This is a genomic window from Pantoea sp. X-Soil-OKNW-713, from assembly GCF_059730685.1.
The window spans coordinates 2656237-2673171 of the sequence record NZ_AP035995.1; the positions used below are offsets into that span (position 1 = coordinate 2656237).

Sequence of the window (16935 nt, forward strand, 5' to 3'; positions counted from 1 at the left end):
AGATAATGACTTTGCCCCTTCAAGAGCTAAGCCATTGTGAGTGCCGGAGATAAGCGCCGGGTGGGGCATAAACTTTTCATCAAAACGGCGCGAGTAATCGCGCCGTTTCGTTTGCAGTGATGCTGATTACACCTGCATATTCATAAAGCCAGTTAATACCTTGAAATCATTGCGTTGTTTCATGTTGATGTAAGGTTCCGCAATGTATTACCGCAAACTGATTCCTGACGCTGGGCGGCTTCAAGTTGATTTGCGGTAATTTTTTGCCTTTTATATGCCCCACAGTAAAATTATCGTCCCGCTCCCCGTGATCCACCCGATACAGACTCTACCCTTCCCATCAAACACATTTTTTTGTGTTAGGATTTGCACCTTCCAACAGAAGGAGTGGTTATGAAAAGCGCTAAAGTATCTCCGCTTTTGGCCCTTGGGTTGCTGGCAGTAGCCTGTATTGCTCTGGCTACCCCCCCTTACACTTCCTCAATGGATTACAAAAGCGTCAGATATCACGTAGACCAATGCATGATTAGAGGGGCTACTTTATACATTGCCGGTTGGTACATATCTGGTGATGATAACGGTCCGGGAGATATCGCTATAATCTACGAAGGTGAAAAAGCAAATCTTGATATTCATGTTAAAAGAACCCTTCGCAGTGATGTATCAGATGAGTTTTTGTTGGGAAAGAAAGAGACTGTGGGATTTTCCGGTGTACTTGACCTTCCTGGTGTGCCCGATTCATTCAACGCAAATATTATGATAATTGACAAATCAGACGGAAAGAGAAGAGTAATAAACTATTCGTGCAATTCTCTTCAAGGTGGACTATGAGCACTAAACCATGGAAAGTGACAGGATGGCACATTGTATTTGTAATGGCCGCCTCTTTTATCTTGTTGGTGACAAGAAGACCAGACATTATACAAAATGCTCAACCCTGGGCTGAAGATGGTAGAATATGGATGGCAGGGATCTACAATGATGGATTCTGGTCATCATTGTTTTTACCACAAAATGGTTATTATCAGACCATATCAAGAATTACATATGGTATCGCTCTGATGTTTGGGATAAGTAATGCAGCGCTTATCGCAAACGTAATAGCAATACTTATCCGTTGCTTTTTCGTAGGCTTTATTCTTTCAGAGCGAATGAAATTTATCGACATCAAGTTCAGACTTGTTGCTGCGTTATATTTCATTCTAATGCCAAACCTAGCAGAAGGATTTGTAAACATAACCAACGCTCACTGGTATCTTTCTATGTACCTGTTGACAGTTGTTATGGCAAATGAACCTGATACCAGGCTATGGAAAGTGCATGATTTTTCATTACTAATCATTAGCGGTTTGAGCGGGCCATTTGTTGTATTCATTGCTCCATGCCTTATCATTAAGCGCATTTACCAACGAGGTGGCATATTCAACGCAATCAAAGGGATTGATGCCTTCGATGTGTGCATGGCTGTTTGCTGCATAATACAGGTTGCCGCAATCCTCCTCTCACCTGACACGGCAAGATCTTCCGCACCACTTGGGGCATCGATCGGCATCCTGGTTAAGATAATTTCCTACAGAGTGATTGGTGGTACGTTCCTTCCAAACGATATGATTGCATTCATGCCATATAACAAATGGCTGTCACTTGGTGTATTTATTTTATTTTTAGTTCCATTGATTTTCTTCTTTGTGCGCTCAGGCTGGAGATTTAAGGTAGCATTAATTTTCCCAGCTCTTATGTTTGGGTTTGCACTGGCAAAACCAATGATGAGCCTTACCGAGCCTCAATGGCCGGTTTTCTTCGGTCCCGGTAATGGAGAACGATACTTCTTCATTACTAACTTTGCATTCTTCTGTTTTGTTTTGTACGCAATACATAAAACTGGCATATATAAAAATCAGCTCCTACTTTCTTTGTCCGTGTTTGCAATTTTCACATGTCATTACGGATTCGAGATGCTTCCATACGATGAGGTTGGGTATAAGGAAGACATACAAAAGTTCGAATCTGCTTCTCAAGGTGCAAACGTGAGAATAAGGATAAACCCTCCTGGATGGTTTATGGATATAAGAAAAAAATAATAATGAGGCCATCAAACAGATGGCCTTTTTTATCAATAAGTCTGGTCTGTGAAAGTCAAACAAATGCGGTAAGTCCCGGAAGGGATTGCCGCACCAGGCGAGTTAATTACCCTGATGTTAGTAATGCGGAATTGTGTGCGCTGGCATGGGAGGATATCGACTTGCAGGATAGGTAAGGTGGTACCGTTAATGTTGAGTCAAGCGCATACTATTCTGTTGCCGCGCAGATGGTTCATTTCAATTAACAGATGGTCTATATGGTTTACGAAACATGGATGCAGGAAAACAACGACCAGCAGGTGAGCCTGATTAACTCGAAATTTGCTGACGTTGCCCTGCATAAGCCTTACTGAAAAGCACCTGGAGGTTAAACCTAATACAATTCAGTAAGTTAACCATCTACACCTGCATATTCATAATATCGGTATAAGCCGACACCAGCTTGTTCCTGACCTGAATCCCCATCTGCATAGAAATCGACGATTTTTGCAGATCGACCATCACATCATTTAACGCCACGCCCGGTTTACCCAGTTCAAAATCCTGTGCCTGACTGCGCGCATTGTTTTGCGTTTCACTGATCTTATCCAGCGCCGCTTTCATGGTTGCGCCAAAGTCCACCTGCTGAGTGGCGTCACTCTGCTGGCCGCTGGCTTGCAACGACGTCAGCTGAAGCTGTTGCAGAACACCATCAATTGCCTGAATCGACATGCCATTACCTCGTTGAAGATGATTCATTTTTTCACGCTGGAAAAGTTATCACACTGTCAATAAGACAAAGGCGTTAAATGACTGCAAAAACCCCGGCTTTTTCGCCCATCAAATTTCGCGATTCAGAAAATAATGCAAAGCATTGGAGTGGAATTTCATTTTTCGACGTTTCAGGGAGTCCGTTTTGTCACCACAACTCACCCGGTCAATTATGTCAGGCAGGAATCGGTCATGAATGCGAGTGCAGCCGCTACACAGGATACAACCAAGAAAGGCTTCAGTGACCTTCTCGCCCGCCTGCGCGCCAATCCGCGAATTCCCTTAATTATCGCTGCCGCTGCGGCTATCGCAGTGGTTTTTGCGTTGGTGCTCTGGGCAAAAGCCCCCGACTATCGCGTCCTTTATAGCAACCTCTCTGATGAGGATGGCGGCGCGATTGTCACTCAACTGACCCAGATGAACATTCCTTACCAGTTTGCCGAGAACGGCGGTGCACTGATGGTGCCGGCCGATAAGGTGCATGAACTGCGCCTGCGTCTCGCCCAACAAGGGTTGCCGAAAGGTGGCTCGGTAGGGTTTGAACTGATGGATAAAGAAAAGTTCGGCATCAGCCAGTTCAGCGAGCAGGTTAACTATCAACGTGCACTGGAAGGTGAACTGGCACGAACTATCGAAACACTCGGTCCGGTCAAGAGCGCGCGTATTCATCTGGCGATGCCGAAACCGACCCTGTTCGTGCGTGAGCAGAAAGCGCCGTCGGCTTCCGTTACGCTGAATCTGCAACCTGGCCGCGCCCTGGACGAAGGTCAGATTCAGGCCGTGGTGCACATGGTCTCGAGCAGTGTGCCTGGCCTGCCGCCGGGTAACGTGACAGTGGTAGACCAGGCCGGTCGCCTGCTGACCCGTTCTGACAGCGAAGGCCGTGATCTGAACGATGCCCAGCTGAAATATACCGCCGAAGTGGAAGGCCGCTATCAGCAGCGCATCGAAGCGATTCTTAATCCTATTGTTGGCCAGGGCAATGTGCATGCGCAGGTGACAGCGCAGCTCAACTTTGACCGTAGCGAACAGACGGATGAGAAATATCAGCCTAACGGTAGCCCTGATAATTCAGCGATTCGTTCGCGTCAGACCAGCACCAGCGAGCAGAACGGTAGCCCGTACCCAGGTGGCGTACCGGGCGCATTGTCAAATCAGCCCGCCCCAGCGAATACTGCGCCGGTGACCAATCCGCCCGCTAACAATGCCAATGGCCAGAATGCCAATGGACAAAACAATCCGGCCAATGGCACCAGCACCAGTACCAGCGAAAAGAGCGGCCCAAGCAGTTCACGCCGTGACGACACCGTTAACTACGAACTGGATCGCACCATCCGTCATACCAAGCTGAACGTCGGGGATGTGCAGCGTCTGTCGGTCGCGGTGGTGGTGAACTACCGCACTGACGACAAAGGCAAAGAAGTTGCCCTGAATGATCAGCAGATTAAGCAGATTGAAGACCTGACCCGTGAAGCGATGGGCTATTCGCAGAACCGTGGCGACAGCATCAACGTGGTGAACTCACCGTTCAATATGACCGAGCCTGCCGGTGGCGACCTGCCCTTCTGGCAACAGCAGTCGTTCTTTGATCAGTTGATGAATGCCGGTCGCTGGCTGCTGGTGGCGTTGGTTGCCTTCATCCTCTATCGCAAACTGGTACGTCCGCAGATTATGCGTAAGCGTCAGCAGGAACAGGCCGCCGTAGAAGCCGCTGCCGCCCGCGCCGCTGCGCAGGAAGAGGAAGAAGCCTATAGCGTGCAGCTCAGTAAAGATGAGCTGGATCAGGAACGCAAATCAAATAACCGCATGAGCGCGGAAGTAATGAGCCAGCGTATCCGCGATATGTCTGAAAACGATCCACGCGTTGTTGCGCTGGTGATCCGTGACTGGATGAGTAACGAACTATGAGTCTGACCGGTACTGAAAAAAGCGCCATTCTGATGATGACTATCGGCGAGGATCGTGCGTCTGAGGTGTTTAAACACCTCAACCAGCGTGAAGTACAGCATCTGAGTGCGGCCATGGCCAGCATGAAACAGATTTCGCACAAGCAGCTGACCGAGGTGTTGCGTGAGTTTGAGATGAATGCCGAGCAGTTTGCCGCGCTCAGTCTCAACTCCAACGATTACCTGCGCACCGTGTTGATTAAGGCGCTGGGCGAAGAGCGTGCTTCCAGCCTGCTGGAAGATATTCTCGAAACCCGCGAAACCACCAGCGGTATGGAAACGCTCAACTTTATGGAACCGCAGGCGGCGGCAGACCTTATCCGCGACGAGCATCCGCAGATTATCGCCACCATCCTGGTCCACCTCAAACGTGGTCAGGCGGCAGATATTCTGGCGCTGTTCGACGAACGTCTGCGCCACGATGTGATGCTGCGTATCGCCACCTTCGGCGGCGTGCAGCCAGCAGCGCTGGCCGAGCTGACCGAAGTGCTCAACACCCTGCTGGATGGTACTAACCTCAAACGCGCGAAGATGGGCGGCGTGAGAACCGCAGCGGAAATTATCAACCTGATGAAAACCCAGCAGGAAGAGGCGGTTATCGAAGCGGTTCGCGACTTCGACGGCGAACTGGCTCAGAAGATCATCGACGAGATGTTCCTGTTCGAAAACCTGGTGGAAGTGGACGATCGCAGCATCCAGCGTCTGTTGCAGGAAGTGGAATCCGAGCAGTTGCTGATCGCCCTGAAGGGCGCCGAACAGCCGCTGCGCGAGAAGTTCCTCAAAAACATGTCAGCCCGTGCGGCGGATATCCTGCGCGACGACCTTGCCAACCGTGGCCCGGTCCGTATGTCTGCGGTGGAAAACGAACAGAAAGCCATCCTGCTGGTGGTACGCCGTTTGGCAGAGGCAGGCGAAATGGTAATTGGTGGTGGCGAGGAAACCTATGTCTGATGCCTTTTCCGCCCGTCCGTGGCAACGCTGGCAGCCTGATGATTTAGGGCGTTCATTCGATTCTGAACCCGAAGAGCTGCCGCTGGAGTCCATCAGCGACGAAGTGCTGAGTGCCGAAGATGAACAGCAACAACAACTGGAGCGTCTGCAACAGCAGATGCGCAAAGAGGCGCAAACGCAGGGCTACAGCGAAGGCTACCAGAAAGGTCATGCTGAATCGCAGCAACATGGCTACGACGCTGGTTTCCAGCAGGGCCTGGCTGACGCCCAACAGCAGCAGGCGCCGTTGCAAGCGCGTATGCAGCAACTGGTGACAGAGTTTCAGCACACGCTGGAGTCGCTCGATAGCGTGATCGCCGCACGTTTGATGCAGTTGGCGCTGGAAGCCGCACGCACCGTTATCGGTCAGGCAACGACGGTCGATGGCAGCGCGCTGCTGCGTCAGATTCAACAGTTGATTCAACAGGAGCCGATGTTCAGCGGGAAACCCCAGCTACGCGTGCACCCGGATGACCTGCAACGAATTGAACAAACCCTCGGCCCGACGCTGGATCTGCACGGTTGGCGTCTGCTGGCCGACAGTACCCTGCACCCTGGCGGCTGTAAACTCAGCGCCGAGGATGGCGATCTCGACGCCAGCGTAGCAACACGCTGGCAGGAATTGTGCCGCCTGGCGGCACCGGGAGAGTTCTGATGAGCACGCGCCTCAATCGCTGGCTCGGGGCGCTGGACGCCTTCGAAGATCGTATTTCCCAGGTGCAGACCGTACGTCGCTATGGCCGCCTGGTTCGTGCCACTGGCCTGGTTCTGGAGGCCACCGGCCTGCAACTGCCGCTGGGTGCCACCTGTATTATTGAACGTCATGACGGCGCGAATATCACTGAAGTAGAAAGTGAAGTGGTCGGCTTTAACGGCCAGAAACTGTTTCTGATGCCGCTGGAAGAAGTGGACGGGATTTTGCCCGGTGCTCGCGTTTATGCGCGTGTCACCGGTGATAACGCGCACAGCGGCAAACAGTTGCTGCTCGGTCCACAACTGCTGGGCCGGGTGCTCGATGGCAGCGGTAAGCCACTTGATGGCCTGCCCGCCCCGGAAACCGGCTATCGCGCGCCGTTGATCACCGCCCCTTTCAACCCGTTACAACGTACCCCGATTGAGGATGTACTGGATACCGGCGTACGCGCTATCAACGCCCTGCTTACCGTCGGACGCGGGCAGCGTATGGGCCTGTTCGCCGGTTCCGGCGTCGGCAAAAGCGTACTGCTCGGCATGATGGCGCGTTACACCAAAGCCGATGTGATTGTGGTTGGCCTGATTGGTGAACGTGGCCGTGAGGTTAAAGAGTTTATTGAAAACATTCTCGGCGCCGAAGGCCGGGCACGTTCGGTGGTCATTGCAGCTCCGGCTGATGTCTCACCGCTACTGCGTATGCAGGGCGCGGCCTATGCCACCCGCATCGCCGAAGATTTTCGCGATCGCGGTCAGCATGTGCTGCTGATTATGGACTCACTCACCCGCTACGCTATGGCCCAGCGTGAGATCGCGCTGGCTATCGGTGAACCTCCTGCCACCAAAGGGTATCCACCTTCAGTGTTTGCCAAATTGCCCGCGCTGGTGGAACGCGCCGGTAACGGTACGCATGGCGGCGGCTCCATTACCGCCTTTTATACCGTTCTGACCGAAGGTGACGACCAGCAGGACCCGATTGCCGACTCCGCGCGCGCCATTCTTGACGGACATATCGTGTTATCGCGCCGTCTGGCGGAAGCGGGACATTATCCGGCGATAGATATTGAAGCCTCGATCAGCCGTGCCATGACCGCGTTGATCGATGAAAACCACTACGCCCGCGTGCGTCAGTTTAAGCAACTGCTCTCCAGCTTCCAGCGCAACCGCGATCTGGTCAGCGTGGGGGCCTACGCCGCAGGTAGCGATCCGATGTTGGATCGGGCCATTAAGCTCTATCCACAGATGGAAGCCTTCCTGCAACAGGGGATTTTCGAACGCAGCGACTACGACGATGCCTGCCTGCATTTACAGGCGATGTTCGGTTAAACCTGCGTGAAGGGGGATTGCAATGAAAACGGCCAATGCTATCGATACATTGCGCGACCTGGCGGAACAGGATCTGGAGAAAGCGGTCATTCACCTTGGTGATATGCGCCGCGGCCACCAGCAAGCTGACGAGCAGCTGCATATGCTGCTCGATTACCAGGATGAGTATCGCAACAAGCTGAATCAGGATATGTCTGGCGGTATCGCCAGCACCCGCTGGACCAACTATCACCAATTTATTCAGACGCTGGAAAAAGCCATTGAGCAGCATCGCCAACAGTTGCAGCAATGGAGTCAGCGCCTCGATCAGGCTCTTAATAACTGGCGCGAAAAGCAGAAACGGCTTAATGCCTATCAAACGCTGATTACCCGCGCCGCCGAAACCGCATTACGACAAGAAAACCGTCTCGATCAGAAACGGATGGATGAATACGCCCAACGGGCCGCACTGAGGAAAGGCGAATGATTACGCTGCCAACACTCGTTACACAAACTGCCAGTTCGGGTGAAGCTGATACTTCAGCTTCAACGGACATTCTGCAAGGGGTGGAAAACCTGCCGCAGGACTTCGTTACCGCCCTGGGAAATCAGTTATTGACGCTGGCAAAACAGCAAGGCACCAACGCGCAATCGGCTGATTCATCAGCAGAAAGCGATGAAAAATCCAGCAAAAGTGTCTCTCTGAGCGCGCTGCTGGAGGTACTGGACAAACCAGAGACGCTGAACGCACTTTTACAGCCGGAAAATATTAAAGCCACGCTGAAATCAGCCGATGATAAGGATAAGACTGAGGCAAGTTCGTTAAGCGCCAGCGACTTACAGAATGTTCAGGCCCTGTTCGCCATGTTACCGGCAGCGGTGGAAGATCGTACTACGCAAACAGCGGCCACCACAGCGCTGAGTGAGAATACCAGTGACAGTCGAGCCAGTCTGAACAGTACGTTACTCAGTGCGCTGACCAGTAAAGTTAAGGATGAGCAGTCGGATACGACGACCGCCACCACAACGGCAGTGACAACGGCAGCGACGAAGAAAAGCAGCGATGTGGCTGATGCGTTAACCGCGCAAACCACCACAACGCAGGCCACCAGCACCACGGCCAGCAGCAGTTCGACTAACAGCACCGCCCTGACGCTGGATGAGAGTTTTCAGCAGGTGTTGAGTACGCTAAGTAAACCGGATGATAAGCGTGATCTGAGCAGTAGCGACACGACAACGCCGGTAACCAGCGCACCGCTGAGCAGTAGCAGCACACTGACCAGCAGCACCGCGTCGACCAGCACCACACCGTCGACACCGATGCTGAATGCGCAACTTGGTTCGTCGGAATGGCAGCAGGCGCTGAGTCAGCAGATTGTGATGTTTAGTCGCAACGGCCAGCAGAATGCTGAGTTGCGTCTGCACCCGGAGGACCTGGGTGCAATTCAGATCAGCCTGACCCTGGATAAGGATCAGGCACAGTTGAATATGGTTTCCAGCCACAGCCATGTGAGGGCCGCGCTGGAAGCGGCTCTCCCACAGCTGAAAACGGCGCTGGCGGAGAGCGGTATAAACCTGGGACAGAGTAATGTCAGCAGCGACGCTTCCGCACAAGGCCAGAATTATCAGGGTCAGCAGGAAGGTCGCCGTGATGGCCAGCACGGCAGCTTTATCCTCTCCCAGGACAGTGACAACGAGATAACGCCTATTGCCGTCCCGGCAGCCCTTCAGGCGCGCGCGACCGGCAACGGCGCTGTCGATATCTTTGCCTGACAGCGGCTAACGCTGAAGGTAAGCGTAAAACCCGCGTCTTTTCTTCCCATTGTTTGACTTAAGACGCGGGATAATCTGTCCAGGCGAGCCGAAAGGCTTGCCCATAATTCACAGGAAGTAACTGCAAACATGTCTGATAACGCGAAAGCTAAAGGCCGCAAACGTTCAATATTAATTCCGGTGTTACTGATTGTGACGCTGGCCGCTTGCAGCGTGGCAGGCTATGCAGTCTGGCGAATGATGAATAAACACGAGGGCGATAAGCCGGAAGTGGCGAAAGTAGAGCCACCCCCTGCCCCCGTATTTTTTGCAATGGATACTTTTACGGTTAACCTGGTCAATCCTGACAACGATCCTGACCGTGTGCTGTACGTAGGCTTTACGCTGCGTCTGCCCGATGAGGACACCCGACGTCGGCTGAATGACTACCTGCCGGAAGTGCGCAGCCGCCTGCTGTTGCTGCTCTCACGTCAAAGCGCTGCGGCGCTGGCTTCTGAGCAAGGCAAACAGGCCCTGGTTGATCAAATCAAACAGGTGCTGGCGCCGCCGCTGGTAAAAGGTCAACCTCCGCAGGTGGTCAGTGACGTGCTGTTTACCGCCTTCATTTTGAGGTGATTTAATGGGCGATAGCATTCTCTCCCAGGCTGAGATTGACGCGCTGCTCAATGGCGACAGTGACAGCGCGGAAGTAGAGAAGAGTTCCAACGGGGGCGACAGTGATATTCGTCCCTATGATCCCAATACCCAACGTCGCGTGGTGCGTGAACGTTTGCAGGCGTTGGAGATCATCAATGAGCGTTTTGCCCGTCACTTTCGTATGGCGCTGTTTAACCTGTTGCGCCGCAGCCCGGATATCAGCGTCGGGGCGATCAAGATTCAGCCGTACCATGAGTTTGCCCGCAACCTGCCGGTGCCGACCAACCTGAACCTGATCCACCTGAAACCGCTGCGCGGCACCGCGCTGGTGGTGTTTTCGCCGAGTCTGGTGTTTATCGCCGTGGATAACCTGTTCGGTGGCGATGGCCGCTTCCCGACCAAAGTGGAAGGCCGCGAATTTACCCATACCGAGCAGCGCGTCATTCGCCGCATGCTGAAGCTGGCGCTGGAAGGCTACAGCGACGCATGGAAAGCGATTTACCCGCTGGATGTGGAGTATGTCCGTTCTGAGATGCAGGTGAAGTTCACCAACATCACCACCTCGCCGAACGATATCGTGGTGAACACCCCGTTCCAGGTGGAGATTGGCAACCTGGTGGGTGAATTCAACATCTGTATTCCATTTTCGATGATTGAGCCGCTGCGTGAGCTGCTGGTCAATCCCCCACTGGAGAACTCTCGTCAGGAAGATAACCACTGGCGCGACAACCTGGTGAAACAGGTGCAGCACTCGGAGCTGGAGCTGATTGCCCACTTCGCCGATGTGTCGCTGCGTCTGTCACGTATTTTGCAACTGAAACCTGGTGACGTCCTGCCCATTGAGAAGCCGGATCGCATCATCGCACACGTAGATGGCGTACCGGTGCTTACCAGCCAGTACGGCACGTTAAACGGCCAGTATGCGCTGCGTGTCGAGCATCTGATTAACCCGATTTTGAATTCGCTGAATGAGGAACAGCCCAATGAGTGACAGCAAGAAACCGTCCGATGACGACATCTCCGCGGACGATCTGTGGGCTGCTGCAATGAACGAGCAGGCGGCAACCAGCGCGCCGGAGCAAAGCGAAGCGGTATTTAAGTCGCTCGACGGCGGCGGTGCCAGCGGATCATTGCAGGACATCGATCTGATCATGGATATCCCGGTCAAACTGACCGTGGAGCTGGGTCGGACCAAAATGACCATCAAAGAGCTGCTGCGCCTGACGCAGGGTTCGGTGGTGGCGCTGGACGGTCTGGCCGGTGAACCGCTGGATATTCTGATCAACGGCTACCTGATTGCCCAGGGTGAAGTGGTGGTGGTGAACGACAAGTATGGCGTGCGCATTACCGATATCATCACCCCGTCTGAACGTATGCGTCGTCTGAGCCGCTAAGTATGTTGAAGAACGCGCAAACGGTACAACCTGCCAGCCACAGCCAACCGGTGGTTTCAGCCGGTTCGGTGATTGGCCAGGTCAGCAGCGTGCTGGCGGTGATTGTGTTACTGATCCTCGCCTGTGGCTGGCTGGCACGCCGCCTCGGTTTTGCACCGAAGGCGGTGAGCGGTCAGGCGCTGAAAGTCAGTGCCAGCGTACAGGTCGGCCAACGCGAGCGGGTGGTGATTGTTGATACCCAGGATGCCCGTCTGGTTCTTGGCGTCACCGCACAACAGGTCACTCACCTGCATACCCTGCCACCGCTTGCGCCTGAAGATGCTGCTGCGCCACCCGCGCCGCAGGATTTTCGTCAACTGTTAAACACTCTGGTTAAACGCCCCGGAAAAACCCAATGATGCGTCGTTTGCTTCCTCTTCTGCCGCTGCTGTTGCTGGCACCGGTTGCGCATGCGCAACTGCCCGGTTTGGTGAGCCATCCGTTGGCAAATGGTGGCCAGAGCTGGTCGTTGCCGGTGCAGACGCTGGTTTTTATCACCTCACTGACTTTTATTCCGGCAGTGCTGCTGATGATGACCAGTTTCACCCGCATCATTATTGTATTTGGCTTGTTGCGCAACGCGCTCGGTACGCCATCAGCACCGCCGAACCAGGTATTGGTCGGTCTGGCGCTGTTCCTCACCTTCTTCATCATGGCACCCACTTTCGACAAGATTTATTCCGACGCTTATCTGCCGTTTAGCCAGGACAAGATCAGCATGGATGTCGCCATTGATAAGGGTGCACAGCCGCTGCGTGAATTTATGCTGCGTCAGACGCGTGAAGCGGATTTAGCGCTGTTTGCCCGTCTGGCAAATACGCCGCCGATTGAGGGGCCGGAAGCGGTGCCGATGCGCATTCTGCTGCCTGCCTATGTCACCAGTGAGCTGAAGACCGCATTCCAGATTGGTTTTACCGTCTTTATCCCTTTCCTGATCATCGACCTGGTGGTTGCCAGCGTGTTGATGGCGTTGGGGATGATGATGGTCCCTCCCGCCACTATTTCACTGCCGTTTAAGCTGATGCTGTTCGTGCTGGTGGATGGCTGGCAGCTGCTGGTGGGTTCACTGGCGCAAAGTTTCTATTCCTGAGGAGTGCAGCATGACACCCGAATCGGTAATGGTAATGGGACAGGACGCGATGCGTGTTGCCCTGATGATGGCGGCACCCATGTTGCTGGTGGCGCTGGTGAGTGGCCTGATTATCAGCCTGTTGCAGGCGGCTACGCAGGTCAACGAACAAACCCTGTCATTTATTCCCAAAATTCTTGCCGTGGCCGCCACTGCGGTGGTTGCCGGTCCGTGGATGCTTAACCTGATCCTGGATTACATGCGCACCCTGTTTAGCAACCTGCCTTATATCATCGGTTAATGATTAACCTCGACAGCGGCCAGTTAGTTCATTGGGTCAGCCAGTTCTTCTGGCCGATGGTGCGTTTGCTGGCGCTGTTTGCCAGCGCGCCGGTACTCAGCGAGAAAAGTATCCCGAACCGCGTCAAAATTGGTCTGGCGGTGCTGACGACGTGGATTTTGATGCCGTTGCTGCCACCGGTTGAAGTCACCCTGTTTACTGCTGCCGGTTTCTGGCTGCTGCTGCAGCAAATTCTGATTGGTGTCGGTCTGGGGCTGACCATGCAGTTTGCATTCGGTGCGGTGCGTATGGCGGGCGAAGTGATTGGCTTGCAGATGGGGTTGTCATTCGCTACCTTCTTTGACCCTGGCAGCCGTCTGAATATGCCGGTGCTGGCGCGTTTTCTTGATATGCTGGCGATGCTGCTGTTCCTGACCTTCAACGGTCATCTGTGGCTCATCTCGATGCTGGTCGACAGTTTTCACACCATGCCGATCAGCGATCATCCGCTCAACGCTAACGCGTTTATGGCGTTGGTGAAGGCAGCGGGATTAATTTTCCTTAATGGCATGATGTTAGCGCTGCCATTAATCGTTCTGCTCCTCACGCTCAATATGGCCCTGGGTTTGTTAAACCGTGTTACACCACAGTTATCAGTTTTCGTTGTTGGCTTCCCAATCACCTTAACTGTGGGGATCCTGAGCATCGGTCTGATGATGCCTCTCCTTGCCCCTTTTTGCGAACATCTCTTCAGTGAAGTCTTTGATTTGCTCGCTCAGTTCCTGTCAGAACTCTCCCGTACGAGTTGATTAACGAATCTGTAGCCGTTCTTAAGTGATAGTTAAGCGTTCAAAATCTATTTGTGCATTTTTCGAACCATAATTCTCAGAAATCAACTGAGGAAAATCTGATAAATGCGCATTTCTGGTGAAAATTATTCTTATTAAACGGCGCTTCAAGTATTTTAGTCAGACGAATCCTACAGTGCCTAAGCGTGTGGATTCGTTGAGAAAATGCCCAATAGATTGTTTTTAAACAAAAAAAATTTAGCAGCGATTTTTCTTGTAAGAAAACCTTTTTTCCGGCATTGTCAACACTCGCTGAAACGTCACACTTTCGTATTTCAAATGTTTTTAAGATTTGTCCTATCAGATTTGTCTGTGACATGCGCGATAGTGACATGGCTCGCAAAAATGAGCGATTTACCGACTTAAAACAAATTCCCGGCGATTCCCACTATCGCGGGGTCAAGAGTGACGTTGAAGTAACACAATAAACTTCGCAGAACGGGTCAGGGAAGAGTCATGATGGCGCACGGGTTTACTCCGCCAGGCTGCTGAGCAGAATAAAAAAGTGTCTTTGGAAATCTCTCTCGTACCGCAAACGCGTAATTCATCGTTGATTTAAACGGATAACAAATTGGTGAGGGTCGCTAACATGCCAACGATTATTATGGATTCATGCAACTACACACGCCTGGGATTATCGGACTATATGTCCGCAAAAGGAGTTAAAAAGAAAAATATTACTTCCGTGTCTGACATCGAGCAATTGCAACAAAGATGTGAACAGCTAAAACCCGGGGTCGTATTTATTAACGAAGAATCGTTCATTCATGAATCCGACTCCAGCGATCGTATCCGCGGCATTATTATGCAGCATCCTGACACCCTATTTTTCATCTTCATGGCGATCTCAAACATCCATTTTGAGGAATATCTCTACGTTCGTAAGAACCTGATTATTACGTCAAAATCGATTAAAACATCGACCCTGGATTCCCTACTCGGCACCTATCTGCAAAAGAAACTCAATGCAGCACCACGAATTTCAGCCGGGCTTGACATTCACCCTCTGACATTAAGCCAGACTGAGTCAAATATGCTGAAAATGTGGATGTCAGGACATGACACCATTCAGATTTCAGACAAGATGCAAATTAAGGCGAAAACAGTTTCGTCACATAAAGGTAATATTAAACGTAAAATTAAGACCCACAATAAACAGGTTATTTATCATGTTGTGCGTCTTACTGATAATGTCACCTCCGGGATCTATGTCAACGTGCGATAATTTCCCTCGGTAAAAATAAGGGCTAATCCGCTGATTGGCCCTTTTTTGTTTTTGTCCATTTTGCGATGCAGATCCCACTCTGCTGGCTAATCCTTTCCCCTCCCTTGCCGATGTTAGCTTCAGAACACCAACCTATATGAGAGCAAGGATATGAAAACAGCATCGATTGATGAGCAACATAAGCTCAGCATCTGGCAGAACCTGCGCCTGATGCCTCTTTTCAGCATGATCTTTGGTGGCATTCTGCTGCTTTTTGCCCTGTGCATTGGACTCGCCAGCTACTTTCTGATTCAAAGCAATAACTCGCTGAATGACGCTACAGATGAAATCCAGATTCGTATGGGGATTTCCAACAGCTCAAACCACCTGCGTACTGCACGTCTGAATGTTATTCAGTCTGGTGCCGCCGCACGTATTGGCGAGATGGACAGTTACCGCGCCGACCTGGCGCGCACCGAGCAGCGTATTCAACAGGCACGCGCCGGTTTCAAACTTTATATGGACCGCAAAACCAAAACCGCAGAAGACCTGGCGCTGGATGCACCGCTGACGGAACGCTTCAACGCTTATATCGATAAAGGTCTGAAGCCGATGATCGATTCGGCGAAACAAGGCAGCTTTGAAGGCATTATTGCGCAGGAAACCGATGTAACACGCAAACTGGATGACGCCTATAACGAGGTATTACTCAAGGCAATCAAGATCCGTACTAATCGCGCTGATGCGATAAATGCGGAAGCGGCGCATCAGTCACGTATTGGTTTTATTGCTATGGCCGCCGCCTTTGCCGCAGCACTGGTGTTGGTATTGCTGACCTTCCTGTTCCTGCGCCGCGTGGTGATTAACCCACTGCGTCAATCTGTCGCGCGTATTGAACGAATCGCTCAGGGGGATTTAACCGCGCCCGATCAGGCATGGGGCCGCAGTGAAATTGGTAGCCTGTTGCATAATCTGCAACTGATGCAGGACTCACTGGTTCGTACGGTTGGTGTGGTACGTGAAGGTGCGGTGGCGATCTACCAGGGTTCCAGTGAGATTTCTGCCGGTAACACCGATCTCTCCTCGCGCACCGAACAACAGGCTTCCGCACTGGAGCAGACCGCCGCCAGCATGGAACAACTGACGGCCACCGTGAAGCAGAATGCCGAAAACGCCCATCATGCCAGCCAACTGGCAGCCGATGCATCAGGTAAAGCGCGCAGCGGTGGAGAGCTGGTAGATGGCGTGGTGAAAACCATGAACAACATTTCTGGCAGCTCGAAAAAGATTGCCGAAATCACTAATGTTATCAACAGCATTGCATTCCAGACCAATATTCTGGCGTTGAACGCCGCCGTTGAGGCCGCCCGTGCCGGTGAGCAGGGTCGCGGTTTTGCCGTGGTCGCCAGTGAAGTGCGCAGCCTGGCCCAGCGCAGTGCGCAGGCGGCGAAGGAGATTGAGTCTCTGATCGCAGAATCGGTTGATCTGATCAGCAATGGCTCGCATCAGGTAGGGGAAGCTGGCAATACCATGAGTGAGATTGTTGAGGCGGTGCGCCGTGTTACCGACATTATGTCTGAAATCGCCGCCGCTTCAGATGAGCAGAGCCGCGGCATTCAGCAAGTGAGCCTGGCGGTTACCGAGATGGATAATGTGACTCAGCAGAACGCCTCGCTGGTGGAAGAAGCCTCTTCGGCGGCAGCATCGCTGGAAGACCAGGCGGGTAAATTGACCCAGGCGGTTGCGGCGTTTCGTTTGAATGACAAGCCCGGTTTGTTGATTCCGACGCCGACCGTGCAGCCGACATTAAAAGCGCTGACGCCTCGCGTGGCAACCGTCAGCAATGATAATTGGGAAACGTTCTAATCTGAGATTACTTATGCCCTCACCCCGGCCCTCTCCCGCAAGCGGGAGAGGGAGGCAGTGCAAA

The 16935-nt window shown here is 52.5% G+C and carries 18 protein-coding genes; 17 read left to right on the plus strand and 1 reads right to left on the minus strand.

Annotation, left to right across the window (positions count from 1 at the left end; all coding sequences use genetic code 11):
- The first annotated feature begins 393 nt into the window (after nt 1-393).
- The gene (locus tag AC6I8R_RS12545; RefSeq protein ID WP_497832404.1) at nt 394-831 is read left to right on the plus strand and encodes a hypothetical protein; all 438 of its coding nucleotides are present in this window, start codon (nt 394-396) and stop codon (nt 829-831) included.
- Nucleotides 828-2081 carry a glucosyl transferase gene (locus AC6I8R_RS12550; protein WP_497832405.1) on the plus strand — a complete coding sequence of 418 codons (1254 nt, stop codon included), beginning with the start codon at nt 828-830 and terminating at the stop codon, nt 2079-2081. Before AC6I8R_RS12545 ends, AC6I8R_RS12550 begins: the two co-directional genes overlap by 4 nt.
- 399 nt (nt 2082-2480) lie before the next feature.
- Here the strand turns inward: AC6I8R_RS12550 and fliE are convergent, their stop codons facing one another.
- Complete coding sequence (fliE, locus tag AC6I8R_RS12555) at nt 2481-2792, minus strand: flagellar hook-basal body complex protein FliE (RefSeq protein ID WP_021182870.1); 312 nt, start codon at nt 2790-2792, stop codon at nt 2481-2483.
- Between the two features lie 231 nt (nt 2793-3023).
- Between fliE and fliF the strand changes: the two genes are divergently transcribed.
- The 15 genes from fliF (at nt 3024) to AC6I8R_RS12630 (ending at nt 16871) form a co-directional block, all read left to right on the plus strand.
- Complete coding sequence (gene fliF, locus AC6I8R_RS12560; RefSeq protein WP_497832406.1) at nt 3024-4739, plus strand: flagellar basal-body MS-ring/collar protein FliF; 1716 nt, start codon at nt 3024-3026, stop codon at nt 4737-4739.
- On the plus strand, nt 4736-5728 hold the full coding sequence (gene fliG / locus AC6I8R_RS12565; RefSeq protein ID WP_415174475.1) for a flagellar motor switch protein FliG: 993 nt from the start codon (nt 4736-4738) through the stop codon (nt 5726-5728). Before fliF ends, fliG begins: the two co-directional genes overlap by 4 nt.
- Nucleotides 5721-6422 (plus strand): flagellar assembly protein FliH, encoded by a 702-nt coding sequence (fliH, locus tag AC6I8R_RS12570; protein ID WP_021182867.1) that lies wholly within the window; start codon nt 5721-5723, stop codon nt 6420-6422. Before fliG ends, fliH begins: the two co-directional genes overlap by 8 nt.
- Nucleotides 6422-7783, plus strand: coding sequence for a flagellar protein export ATPase FliI (fliI, locus tag AC6I8R_RS12575; protein WP_415174474.1), 1362 nt, complete (start codon nt 6422-6424; stop codon nt 7781-7783). Before fliH ends, fliI begins: the two co-directional genes overlap by 1 nt.
- A gap of 22 nt (nt 7784-7805) precedes the next feature.
- Complete coding sequence (gene fliJ / locus AC6I8R_RS12580; protein ID WP_021182865.1) at nt 7806-8249, plus strand: flagellar export protein FliJ; 444 nt, start codon at nt 7806-7808, stop codon at nt 8247-8249.
- Nucleotides 8246-9535 carry a flagellar hook-length control protein FliK gene (locus tag AC6I8R_RS12585; RefSeq protein ID WP_497832407.1) on the plus strand — a complete coding sequence of 430 codons (1290 nt, stop codon included), beginning with the start codon at nt 8246-8248 and terminating at the stop codon, nt 9533-9535. The genes fliJ and AC6I8R_RS12585 overlap by 4 nt, the downstream gene beginning before the upstream one ends.
- Nucleotides 9536-9664: 129 nt before the next feature.
- Nucleotides 9665-10150 (plus strand): flagellar basal body-associated protein FliL, encoded by a 486-nt coding sequence (gene fliL, locus AC6I8R_RS12590; protein ID WP_021182863.1) that lies wholly within the window; start codon nt 9665-9667, stop codon nt 10148-10150.
- Between the two features lie 4 nt (nt 10151-10154).
- On the plus strand, nt 10155-11162 hold the full coding sequence (fliM, locus tag AC6I8R_RS12595) for a flagellar motor switch protein FliM (RefSeq protein WP_021182862.1): 1008 nt from the start codon (nt 10155-10157) through the stop codon (nt 11160-11162).
- The gene (gene fliN, locus AC6I8R_RS12600) at nt 11155-11565 is read left to right on the plus strand and encodes a flagellar motor switch protein FliN (RefSeq protein WP_021182861.1); all 411 of its coding nucleotides are present in this window, start codon (nt 11155-11157) and stop codon (nt 11563-11565) included. The genes fliM and fliN overlap by 8 nt, the downstream gene beginning before the upstream one ends.
- 2 nt (nt 11566-11567) lie before the next feature.
- Nucleotides 11568-11963 (plus strand): flagellar biosynthetic protein FliO, encoded by a 396-nt coding sequence (gene fliO, locus AC6I8R_RS12605; protein ID WP_021182860.1) that lies wholly within the window; start codon nt 11568-11570, stop codon nt 11961-11963.
- The gene (gene fliP, locus AC6I8R_RS12610) at nt 11963-12694 is read left to right on the plus strand and encodes a flagellar type III secretion system pore protein FliP (protein ID WP_036625087.1); all 732 of its coding nucleotides are present in this window, start codon (nt 11963-11965) and stop codon (nt 12692-12694) included. The genes fliO and fliP overlap by 1 nt, the downstream gene beginning before the upstream one ends.
- A gap of 10 nt (nt 12695-12704) precedes the next feature.
- A complete protein-coding gene (gene fliQ, locus AC6I8R_RS12615) occupies nt 12705-12974 on the plus strand; it encodes a flagellar biosynthesis protein FliQ (RefSeq protein ID WP_021182859.1) in 270 nt (89 codons plus the stop codon).
- The gene (gene fliR, locus AC6I8R_RS12620; RefSeq protein WP_021182858.1) at nt 12974-13762 is read left to right on the plus strand and encodes a flagellar biosynthetic protein FliR; all 789 of its coding nucleotides are present in this window, start codon (nt 12974-12976) and stop codon (nt 13760-13762) included. Before fliQ ends, fliR begins: the two co-directional genes overlap by 1 nt.
- Before the next feature lie 628 nt (nt 13763-14390).
- A complete protein-coding gene (gene rcsA, locus AC6I8R_RS12625; protein ID WP_036624919.1) occupies nt 14391-15026 on the plus strand; it encodes a transcriptional regulator RcsA in 636 nt (211 codons plus the stop codon).
- A 150-nt stretch (nt 15027-15176) separates the two neighbouring features.
- Nucleotides 15177-16871: a methyl-accepting chemotaxis protein gene (locus AC6I8R_RS12630; RefSeq protein ID WP_497832408.1), complete on the plus strand. Its 1695-nt coding sequence runs from the start codon at nt 15177-15179 to the stop codon at nt 16869-16871.
- Nucleotides 16872-16935: the final 64 nt, after the last annotated feature.